Here is a 10,350-nt window from a genome sequence, read left to right on the forward strand (position 1 = left end):
ACGTTCCATTTGCTTCATTTTTTCTTGATCAGATATCTGTTGTACTTTAATAGGATTTTGCTGATCTAAATGCTTTTGATGCCAGGCACGTAGTGTTTCAGGAGTACAACCCTTGCGCAGTATACTGCTCAGGGAGCAATAGCTGTGATCGCAGCCCAAGTAGAAGGATAATCTTTTTCAGATTCAATCAATAATTGAACCGCTCTTTCTCTGATTTCAGGGGTATATTTTAATTTTGTCATCGGGACACTACGCTTCGCTACGTCTTGCGAAGCAATGCTTCTCATCTCAGAATATTGACTCTCCGACAAACCCGGTACGGTTCAGCCTTCTGCATGACCACACCATAGCGATTCAGATATGGAACCGTCAGACTTCCACCACCAATACCAAAGATTGCTGATGCAACCCCAATCACACTACCTGCAGCAACTTGTTGACCTGATGAGGGTAACGTTTTCGTTGGGTCAATTGCTTTTTTGGCACCTGTAAACATCGTATATGCGACCCAAATCAGAAATAAGCCAACAATGATTTGTAGATGTAATCCTGATATCAAACCAGCAATACCTGCCCCAAAAAAACAACCAATCGCCATAGGTGGCGCTAGATTTTTAAAAACAGGCCAAATCACAGCACCAGTTTTATGATGCGCCATCAATGAGCTAATCGAGGTTACAACAATGGTTGCCAAAGACGTGCCTAATGCGAGGTGCATAACCACATCGGGGTCATAGCCCATTTGGGTAAAGACAATAAAAAGCAGTGGTACAATAATCGTACCACCGCCGACACCAAACAGCCCTGCTGCAAAACCAGCAAAAGCGCCAATGACTAAAAAGGTTATAAGTTCCACAATAAACTAACTTTAAAAAGATAAAAGAATTAAGGCATTGAGTTAAGCGTGTTCCAACTGACCCACTTGATGATAAGCACGGTTAAAATACACCAGACTTTCTTCTTGATCGCTTTGTTGAACTTTAAGAACACGACACATGAAAACACTGTGTGTACCGACTTGCTGAATATCTTGAATCTCACAGTCAAAACTGACTAATGCATCTTCCAAAATCGGCGAGCTTGTTTCTAACGTGCTCCAATCACCTAGTTTGAAACGATCTTCTGAGCTAAACTTACTTGAAGCAAATGCGTTAGAAATTTGCTCATGCTGTGTACTCAGCACATTGACCGCCAAGACTTTATTTTCAACAAAATGGGCATGTGAACGGGAGGATTGATTCATACAGACTAATAACGTTGGCGGTGTATCCGTCACGCTACATACGGCAGATGCGGTAAATCCATGCATACCTGCTTCACCCGCAGTCGTAATAACATTCACTGCTGTGGTGAGTAAGGACATTGCATTTCTAAAGTCTGTTGCTTCAATCATCTCTTTCATCTCAAATGTACATATCACGTGCTCATGCATAAAGCAGAACAAATGTTCTTGTGATAATTTGTTCTGCTTCGCACGAGACTACGTTTGATTAAGCTTCTAGCTCTTTACGAACAATGGCAGCACCTGCGCTTAAAGCTTCAAGTTTGCCACGTGCAACTTGACGAGATAGCGGTGTCATACCACAGTTAGTTGAAGGATACAGTTTATCTGCATCAACAAATTGCAATGCTTTGCGTAGCGTATTTGCTACTTCCTCTGCAGTTTCCACTTGAGTGGTTGCCACATCAATTGCACCCACCATCACTTTCTTACCACGGATCAATTCGATTAAATCCATTGGTACACGTGAGTTTTGGCATTCAAGTGAAATAATATCGAGCTTAGATTGTTGTAGTTTCGGGAATGACTCTTCGTATTGACGCCATTCATTACCTAAAGTTTGTTTCCAATCTGTATTGGCTTTAATGCCGTAACCATAGCAAATATGAACTGCAGTTTCACATTTTAGACCTTCAAGTGCACGTTCTAAGGTTGGTACACCCCAGTCATTTACTTCATCAAAGAATACGTTAAACGCAGGTTCATCAAATTGGATAATGTCTACGCCTGCTGCTTCAAGTTCTAAAGCTTCTTGGTTCAAAATTTTGGCAAATTCCCAAGCCAGTTTTTCACGGCTCTTGTAGTGTCCGTCAAAAAGTGTATCAATCATGGTCATTGGACCAGGCAACGCCCATTTAATTGGCTGATTGGTTTGGCTACGTAAGAATTTCGCATCGTCTACAAACACGGCTTTTTTACGAGAAACATCACCCACAACAGAAGGTACACTCGCATCATAACGATTACGAATACGCATCGTTTCACGCTTTTCGAAATCCACACCTTCAAGATGCTCAATAAAGGTGGTCACGAAATGCTGACGGGTTTGCTCGCCATCACTCACGATATCGATACCCGCAGTGACTTGCTCATGTAATGATAATTTCAAAGCATCACGTTTAGCTTCTAATAATTCTTCGCCTTCAAGCTTCCATGCAGACCATAATTTTTCAGGTTCAGCTAACCAAGACGGTTTTGGCAAGCTACCCGCAGTTGAAGTTGGGAGTAAAAGTTTCGGTTGTGTAAGCGCCATGTCTAATCTTCTTTGTCTAAATTCGTAAATCTGTTTATCAATTTAATGGATTAAGCAGCTGTTTCGACTTCGAAATTTACAGCCCATTCATTTAAAATGTCTTGATAAGGCTTAATGAAGTTTTCTTCCGTCCATTTACCTTGTTTAACTGCAAGCTCACCACGTTCCACACGGTCATAGACCACACGTGTAAGTGAATAATCGCCATAGCTTAGACTTGGTTGATACACCACACCTGCAGGAGAGTTGGTGTTGTAAATTTCAGGACGATAGATCCGTTGGAAACTTTCCATGGTCGCAATAGCACTGATCAATTCAAAATCAGTATAATCACGGACTAAATCGCCAGCGAAATAGAATGCTAATGGTGCATTACCACCTTCTGGTTTAAAGTAGCGTACACGTAAACCCATTTTGGCAAAATATTCATCGGTACGTGAATATTCATCATTTTTGTATTCCACACCCAAAATAGGATGTACGTTAGCTGTACGGAAATACGTTTTAGAGGTTGAAACGCTTAAGCAAATGACAGGTTGTTTTTTAAATTCTGCTTTAAATACATCTGAATTGACTAAATGTTGATAAAGCTTGCCATGTAGATTGCCAAAATCTTCAGGTTTTTCACCTACACCACAACCCAATTGTGGCAATACCACGCTGAAGTCGTAATCACGCACATAAGATGAGAAGCTATTGCCGATCATGCCTTCAATACGCTCACCTGTTTGATGGTCAATCACAACACTTTTAAGTGTTTCAATAAATGGGAAAGTTTGACCATTACCTTCAATATCAATTTCCGCAGAAATAATGTCAATCTCAAGTGAATAGCGATCACCTTTCGGGTTATCAACGGTTGCCAAGCTATTAAAACGGTTGTTGATCATCGCAAGGGTACGACGCAAGTTTTCTTCACGGCTTTCCCCACGTGCCAAATTGGCAAAGTTTGTGGTTAAACGTGTGCTTTCTGCTGGCGTGTAGTTTTCATCAAAACGGATACGTTTAATTGAACACTCAAATGCTGTACTCATGGAGATTGCCACCTAAAAATTTTATAAAAAGCTAAATTTCTGAATGGCTGTATTTAAACGTGAATAAGAAAGTGAGTAAAACGATATAAATTCAGCTTAAGATGAGAAATACTCATCTTAATAAATTAAAGATTCTGAGGATTTTTAGTTATTCAGTAAGTTAAGCGGCTATCTAAAATCTTTATCTGAAATTGATAATGTTTTTTGCAACTCTACCAAAGATAATAAATCTCCAACTATCAAGTATGTGTAAATAACATAACGATCAGCTTCTTGCCTAGAAGTAATAATATCATGAGAACCTTTCTGAGCAGCTTTGAAAATAGCATCTAACCGCTCGCCCAAATATTTCATCTGTGAACCAACGATTTCCTCAAATCTTTTAGAGTCTGACTGCTCATCAACATATGCAATAATTCGATTTATATAATTATCCACACCTAATTTAATAATTTTAGTTTCACCATTGTCTAAATTAATAGTCTTATCCTCTCTAGCAGGATAAATCACATCAGCAGTATCTTGTAATATTCGCCTACAACTATGAACAGCATTTGACCAATCCTCTGAATTTTCGGACGTTAAATTCTCATAAACAGATGCAAATTTTTGTGCTGATAATGGTACTAAATCTCCAATTTTTCCGTCTACAAACTTTCTTGTTCTAGAAAAAATATCTGACGTAATTTTTGAATATTTTAGCTCATAATATTTATTAGACACGTATTCGCATACAAAAGCTTGTCGTTTAGTTAGAAATTGAGAGTTCGTGCTAATACCATCTCTTAAACTCTTTCTTTCTAAAAAATTACTAGTGCCACCTGATGAAACAAATTGATTCGGATTAGCTGAACTTATTGAAACATTAGGATCATGTGCAATTTTTAGACTATCCTTCATTGCTTCCAATTCAATCTCCATCGCTCCGATTGACCCTAACTTAGCTTTCTCTACGGTTTTTCCTTCTCCAGCTTTTTTACATAAGTCCCATATATCGGGTGTTAAACCATTTGGGCTTGAAGGATAACCACTACTTTCAAAGATAAAAATTCTTTGGTAATCGAATTCATTTAGCAATCTTGCCAATCTACTCGCCTTTAATGCGCAATTAGATAAAGAAGAGGTACTTAACTCAATATTACTAATAATTTCTTCACTTAATTTTAAAGCTTCATTCAATGACTCTTGATTAACTTGCAATGTTCTGCTTCCAAAGCATTATTGTAGTTATTCTCTTATATACTTTAGTTCTTATTAAATTTCAATTAGTGAATTTCTTTCATCTTAACCTTAGAAAATATCAGTATATCAAATCCTTACTATCTAATTAAATCGTTAAAATATAGGGTTTAGATTTAAACCCATATAACTATGTCAAACAAACTTGAACGTCAGAAATTGACTCTCCCAGCAGGTCACGACAAGCTTCTGCTTCACTCCTGCTGTGCACCATGCTCGGGTGAAGTGATGGAAACCCTAATTGAATCAGGCATCGACTTTTCGATCTTTTTTTATAATCCCAATATTCACCCTGTCAAGGAATATGAAATCCGTAAGGAAGAAAATATTCGCTTTGCAGAAAAACATAATATTCCTTTTATTGACTGTGATTACGATACAGACAATTGGTTTGCACGTGCCAAAGGCATGGAAAATGAGCCAGAGAAAGGTATTCGCTGTACCATGTGTTTTGATATGCGCTTTGAACGCACTGCCCTTTATGCAGCTGAAAATGGCTTCAGCCTAATTAGTAGCTCATTGGGTATCTCTCGTTGGAAAGATATGAAGCAGATCAATGATTGTGGGCATCGTTCTGCTTCACATTATGAAGGTATCACCTATTGGGACTACAACTGGCGTAAAAATGGTGGTGCTGTTCGTATGCTTGAAATCAGCAAGAAGGAAGAATTCTACCAACAAGAATATTGTGGCTGTGTATACTCCTTACGTGATACCAACCGTTGGCGTATGAGCCAAGGTCGTGATCGCATCAAATTGGGCGTGAAATTTTATTCGAATGCCATGGATGATGAAAGCTAAGCTTCAGTCGCCAGATACCAATTTTTCCAGGAACTGGTTCCACGGACTTCAATGGGTACAGTTGGAATCAGTTTTTCTTTTAGAACGTCAGTCTGTCCCACGGCTTTGGCAAGTTGGGCTTTCACAGAATGAATGCATTCACGATCTCCAAACTCACAGCGATCCAATGTCGTACCACCACAAGGACCATTCGCCAATCCTTTGGGACAAGTTTCAGGGCAAATATATAAAGTATCTCCTAACCTACATTGACCACAACTTTCACAACCCACGATCCCTTGCTTAGAGATAAATTCAGTTTTTAACAATGCTTTTGCTGCAGGCGCATTTTCCCAGAATGAGGCTTTAAAAATAAAATGCCCCACACCTTTGGCAATTTTGGACTCAAATAGAGCCTTGTGCATGAAATGCAATTGCTGATATTTAATAAGCTGGCTAGAGGATAGTTGGCGGGAATAATAAGCTAATTCTGGCACGAGTTCATTTTTAGTCTTCACTTGCCACAGTGCATTCCAGAGTGCTTCGAGTTCCTGTAAACCATAATGTCGATATTGTTCAATATATTTTTCTAAAAGCTTTTGCTCTTCAGGCTTATGGCATGCTGAAAGATGCACACCTGCAAAACTCAAATATTTACACATCAATATTTGTATAGCACAACGTTTATAAGCATTCTCAGTTCGTCCATCCTGTTCTTCCTGAGCCAACACTCGTAACATGTGTGGTGTAATCACAATTCCTGCGACCTTATGTTTCACCATAAAATTGGCACGTGCCAAACTAAGTGGCATAACACAAGCAAGTATATTTTGTGGGTATCGATGACGATTTAAAAAAGCCTTGGCTTGTTTTAAAGCCTCCATATCGTAACCCAACTGGGTAACGATAAAGTCTGCTCCTGCTTTAATCTTTTTGTGAAGTTTTAAATATTGTGCATCACGTTCAGCTTCAGCATATTTAAAGGGATTAAAAGCTACACCAATGTGAAATCCACCATAACACTTTGCGGCCATGACCGCATTTACAGACTCTAAATATCGGGTGCGATTCGTTCCATCTTGACCATTTGTATGCCCTTTTAACTTATCACCTGTGAGAAGCAGTAAATTTTTCTGTCCCGAAGCTTGAGTTGATTTTAAGAAGGTCTCAAAATCAGTAATATCCCGACCTTTCCCTGAATAATGGATGATTTTTTCCATTGATGAAGGAAATGTCTTCGCACATTCAAGTGGTGCCAAATCACTATCGGCATGCACTCGATCTGCCAAAGTGATCGCACATGGAAATTCTGCTAAAGACATTGGTACAGCAATGCCTTTAGCAGAACTTAAATATTCCAACAAAATACAAAACTGATTGTGCTTAAAATGGGAAGCAAGCTGTGACATAAAATAAAGTTCAAATAAAAATGATTGAAGCAGGTCGCTATTATATTCGACCTAACAGAATCAGCCCGATTAATCTTAATCAGGCTGATATAGAAAATTTTAGTCAACAATTATGCAATGAATCTATTCACTACATTCAATCAGGCAACTTTCTCATGAGATTCTCGCTCTAATGTGAAATGAAATGCCTATTCTTCAAGAATATTTTGATACGGCTTAATGAAGTTCTCTTCTGTCCATTTACCTTGCTTAAGATTCAATTGAACACGTTCAACACCGTCATAAATTTTACGAGTTAAGAGAAATCATCATTGTGAACAGACTATTTCTCTAAGTTGATTCATCACAACATGTAATTTATAGCCATAGAACCGGCCCATTGAGCTTTTACCACGAGATGCAATTTTAGATAATGATTTATGGCGGTGAATAGGTTTGTGCAACAAAGCCTATTCTAATTAAAACTTGGATTTCATAACCATTAATTTACAGTACAACTATCAATAAAATCACCCCACCATTGCATCATTTCCATACGCTGATTAAAATATTCTGCATGATTATAACTTGCACGGGTTTTATTTTTATCAGTATGAGATAGCTGTGCTTCAATCCAATTTGATTGAAATAAACCGGATTCATTTAATATGGTACTAAATGTCGATCGTAACCCATGAGAAGTTAATTCATTTTTAGTATATCCCATTTTTCTGATAATCAAGTTCAGGGTATTAAAATGAATAGGTTTATTATTATTTCGGGGGCTAGAAAACACATATTTCTCGCCATGAGACCAAACGAGTGCTGATTTCACAACTTCAAGTGCTTGATCAGATAGTGGAACAAAAAAATCAGGGATATCATGACCTAAAATAACCTTTCTTCTATATTGTTTAATATGTAAGGCTGGTATTTTCCATATTTTTTTATCTAGATCGAAGTGATGTGGTTCACAAAGCAATAATTCTCCACCACGGACGCCTGTATATAATTTAAATAACAGGGCTTTTTTAATAATAGGATCTGTATTAATCTGATTTAATTTAGCTAAGAAATTAGATAGTTCATCTGAATTCAAATGAGGATAGTTTTTCTTAATCTTATTGTTGACTAATATTTTATGAAGTCCATGTGCAATATTATATTCACAATACCCCATCGCTACCGCATAATCATAAATCTGATTTAAATAACTATAGGCTTTCTTTACAGGTTCTTTTACATTTCTAGATTCTATCTTTTTAATAATCTTAACTAGATCATATCTTTTAATTTCAATAAATGGCATTAGTCCAATATTTGGATAAACATCCTGATCTAAACATTTTTTTGCGAGCTGAATTACACCGCATCGTGGTTCATCTTCAAAGGAATTTTTAATTTTAAATTCTAACCACTCTTCACAAATATCCTGAAAAGTTTTGATGTATTTTTTATGCAGTGGTTTATTTTCATAATTATTAAATTTATATTCATCCCGGACTGATCTGGCCTCTTTCAAGGACATTACAGGATATTCACCCAACTTCATGCGAGGACGTTTATTTGTCCCTGCAAGTGAATAGCGGTAACTCCAAGATTTACGTCCGTTTGGTTCTACCTTCAAACTTAAGCCGTCATCATCTGCCAGAAAATAGATTTTTTCCTTTGATTTAGCTTGACGTACCTTAATTTCAGTAAGACTCATGAATTTTTAACCTAACCACAAATGGCACTGCTCAATTGAATTATAGCAAATTTAAGCGATATTCATATGATGCGTATCATACGCATCACATATTTCTATAAGTAATTGTTAAATAAAATTTATATTTAGATTGGCTAGTCCTTAGTAACCAATTAATTAACCATTAATTTTGCAAGTCTTAAATTGGCATTTGAAGTGTAACCCCATGTTATGACTATTCACATTTCTGCTCTATGATTCATGGTTACTTATTAGTTATATTATTATGTCAGGAGCGATACAAGAATTAGGGTAACCTTATGGAAATAGCGAATACGAAATTACTAGCTGGCGCTTTGATAGCCCTAACTTTAACTATAGTTAGCCCTGTCGTACTTGCAAATGATAACAATGATATACGAAAGACTATTGTAGTTAAGTTTGCTAAAAAAGCTTACTCTGCAAATTATTACGGAAGGATAGATGGATACAAGTATGATTCCTACAAATTTTATGCTAAAAAAGGGCAAAAGTTAAAAGTGAAGTTGACTGGAGGAAATGTTGAAGCTTACTTATGGGGTAATCAATTAAAAGACTCCATCAATCTTGGAGAATATTCTCCAGAGCTTGATGATAATGGTATTTATATTTTACCTGCTTCAGGTGAGTATGAAATTAGAGTATTACAACCTAGATCACAGGCAAGAAAAGATAAAAAACCTCAATACTGGATGAGTATTGACATTAAATAAAGACTTGCTAGATTTTTTTAAGCTTTTATACCAGGGTTCAAAAACTATTGCCAGTTAAACGGGGCGTGATTTTTATTCATATGTTTTTATATTAGTAAAAATGATATAGATACGTAATTCATAAAGATCGTTTCAATTTAGCAATCTCTAAATACATCTTGTAATTGGCATGTTGAATCCGTTCATTTGAGGGGTCGTATTGCTTCTGGACTTCATCTAAGAAAGGAGTTTCTTCACATAATTCAAAGTACCTTTCCATCGGTATTTTATCTTTCAAAGCTGAATGTGGTCTCATCCAGTTATAGTAATGCTGCCATTCTGCCAGTTTACTCTGAATTTCCTCTGAATCGATATCTACAGTAGCGTAGAACTCAGATTTATCAGTCTTTTGTGAGCGCTCTACCTTGCCATTCAGATGAGGTGAACCCGGTTTATTTGGCCTAAATTTGATTCCATACTGCATCATTTTTTCTGTACTTTTTCAGCAAAGAATTCTCGTCCACGATCGGTCTGTATTCGCTGTATGGGAAAAGGCATTTCTTCAATTACACAGTTAAAAGGTCGAGTGTATCGCAGCTGTTCGGCGTTTATATATCCTTAAAACGCGATATCGTGTGCAGTCATCGATAGATGTGTACTGATATAGTCCAGGGACCCAGTTTACAGGTATCCATTTGAATTCTATCGCCTGGTAATGGACATTCATAACAAATGTAATCTACTTTACGACGGAATTTTTTAATCGGTTTGACTTAATGGGTGGATAGTACTTTATGGATAGTCGCCAAGGACAACGAAACTCCGTGCAGCGCATTTTCAATATTAGGTGGTGTATCAAAAAGTATGCTAAAAAAAAGCAGGTTGAATTTTGATAAAATAGAGAAATGCAAATAACTCTAGAAATCAAATGTCCAACCTGCCTCAGTGACAGTATAA

Annotated in this window: 8 protein-coding genes and 5 pseudogenes; 2 read left to right on the top strand and 11 right to left on the bottom strand. The window is 37.1% G+C overall.

From position 1 onward, the window contains the following. The 6 genes and pseudogenes from WFH18_RS15125 to WFH18_RS15150 all read right to left on the bottom strand — a co-directional run. Positions 1–242, bottom strand: a pseudogene (locus WFH18_RS15125) (IS3 family transposase); the annotation flags it as partial. Between the two features lie 83 nt (positions 243–325). Then, positions 326–856 (bottom strand): annotated as a pseudogene (locus WFH18_RS15130) (sulfite exporter TauE/SafE family protein); the annotation flags it as partial. 42 nt (positions 857–898) lie between these two features. After that, on the bottom strand, positions 899–1,393 hold the full coding sequence (locus tag WFH18_RS15135; protein WP_121980374.1) for a flavin reductase: 495 nt from the start codon (positions 1,391–1,393) through the stop codon (positions 899–901). A gap of 97 nt (positions 1,394–1,490) precedes the next feature. Next, the gene (locus tag WFH18_RS15140; RefSeq protein ID WP_071321315.1) at positions 1,491–2,534 is read right to left on the bottom strand and encodes a methionine synthase; all 1,044 of its coding nucleotides are present in this window, start codon (positions 2,532–2,534) and stop codon (positions 1,491–1,493) included. Between the two features lie 50 nt (positions 2,535–2,584). Further along, positions 2,585–3,568, bottom strand: a complete 984-nt coding sequence (locus tag WFH18_RS15145) for a putative oxygenase MesX (RefSeq protein WP_071321316.1) — start codon at positions 3,566–3,568, stop codon at positions 2,585–2,587. A gap of 168 nt (positions 3,569–3,736) precedes the next feature. Beyond that, positions 3,737–4,768 carry an AbiTii domain-containing protein gene (locus WFH18_RS15150; protein ID WP_171476945.1) on the bottom strand — a complete coding sequence of 344 codons (1,032 nt, stop codon included), beginning with the start codon at positions 4,766–4,768 and terminating at the stop codon, positions 3,737–3,739. Between the two features lie 171 nt (positions 4,769–4,939). On the opposite strand from WFH18_RS15150, the gene WFH18_RS15155 reads away from it, so the two are divergent. Beyond that, positions 4,940–5,608 (top strand): epoxyqueuosine reductase QueH, encoded by a 669-nt coding sequence (locus WFH18_RS15155; protein ID WP_004647714.1) that lies wholly within the window; start codon positions 4,940–4,942, stop codon positions 5,606–5,608. Here the strand turns inward: WFH18_RS15155 and WFH18_RS15160 are convergent. From WFH18_RS15160 to WFH18_RS15175, 4 genes and pseudogenes are all read right to left on the bottom strand, one after another. Continuing rightward, positions 5,605–6,996: a methylenetetrahydrofolate reductase C-terminal domain-containing protein gene (locus WFH18_RS15160; protein WP_121980310.1), complete on the bottom strand. Its 1,392-nt coding sequence runs from the start codon at positions 6,994–6,996 to the stop codon at positions 5,605–5,607. The two genes, WFH18_RS15155 and WFH18_RS15160, sit on opposite strands and share 4 nt — an antisense overlap. A gap of 188 nt (positions 6,997–7,184) precedes the next feature. Beyond that, positions 7,185–7,301: pseudogene (locus WFH18_RS15165) on the bottom strand (putative oxygenase MesX); the annotation flags it as partial. A gap of 9 nt (positions 7,302–7,310) precedes the next feature. After that, positions 7,311–7,427 (bottom strand): annotated as a pseudogene (locus tag WFH18_RS15170) (transposase); the annotation flags it as partial. A gap of 50 nt (positions 7,428–7,477) precedes the next feature. Beyond that, the gene (locus WFH18_RS15175; RefSeq protein ID WP_004281814.1) at positions 7,478–8,683 is read right to left on the bottom strand and encodes a tyrosine-type recombinase/integrase; all 1,206 of its coding nucleotides are present in this window, start codon (positions 8,681–8,683) and stop codon (positions 7,478–7,480) included. 299 nt (positions 8,684–8,982) lie between these two features. Here WFH18_RS15175 and WFH18_RS15180 point away from each other — a divergent pair, with 299 nt between their 5' ends. Beyond that, positions 8,983–9,414 carry a PPC domain-containing protein gene (locus WFH18_RS15180; protein ID WP_004780041.1) on the top strand — a complete coding sequence of 144 codons (432 nt, stop codon included), beginning with the start codon at positions 8,983–8,985 and terminating at the stop codon, positions 9,412–9,414. 118 nt (positions 9,415–9,532) lie between these two features. Here WFH18_RS15180 and WFH18_RS15185 read toward each other — a convergent pair. Next, positions 9,533–10,223, bottom strand: a pseudogene (locus WFH18_RS15185) (integrase core domain-containing protein); the annotation flags it as partial. Positions 10,224–10,350 lie beyond the last annotated feature (127 nt).

It is taken from the genome of Acinetobacter sp. USHLN143 (genome assembly GCF_037145695.1).
Taxonomy (GTDB): domain Bacteria; phylum Pseudomonadota; class Gammaproteobacteria; order Pseudomonadales; family Moraxellaceae; genus Acinetobacter; species Acinetobacter fasciculus.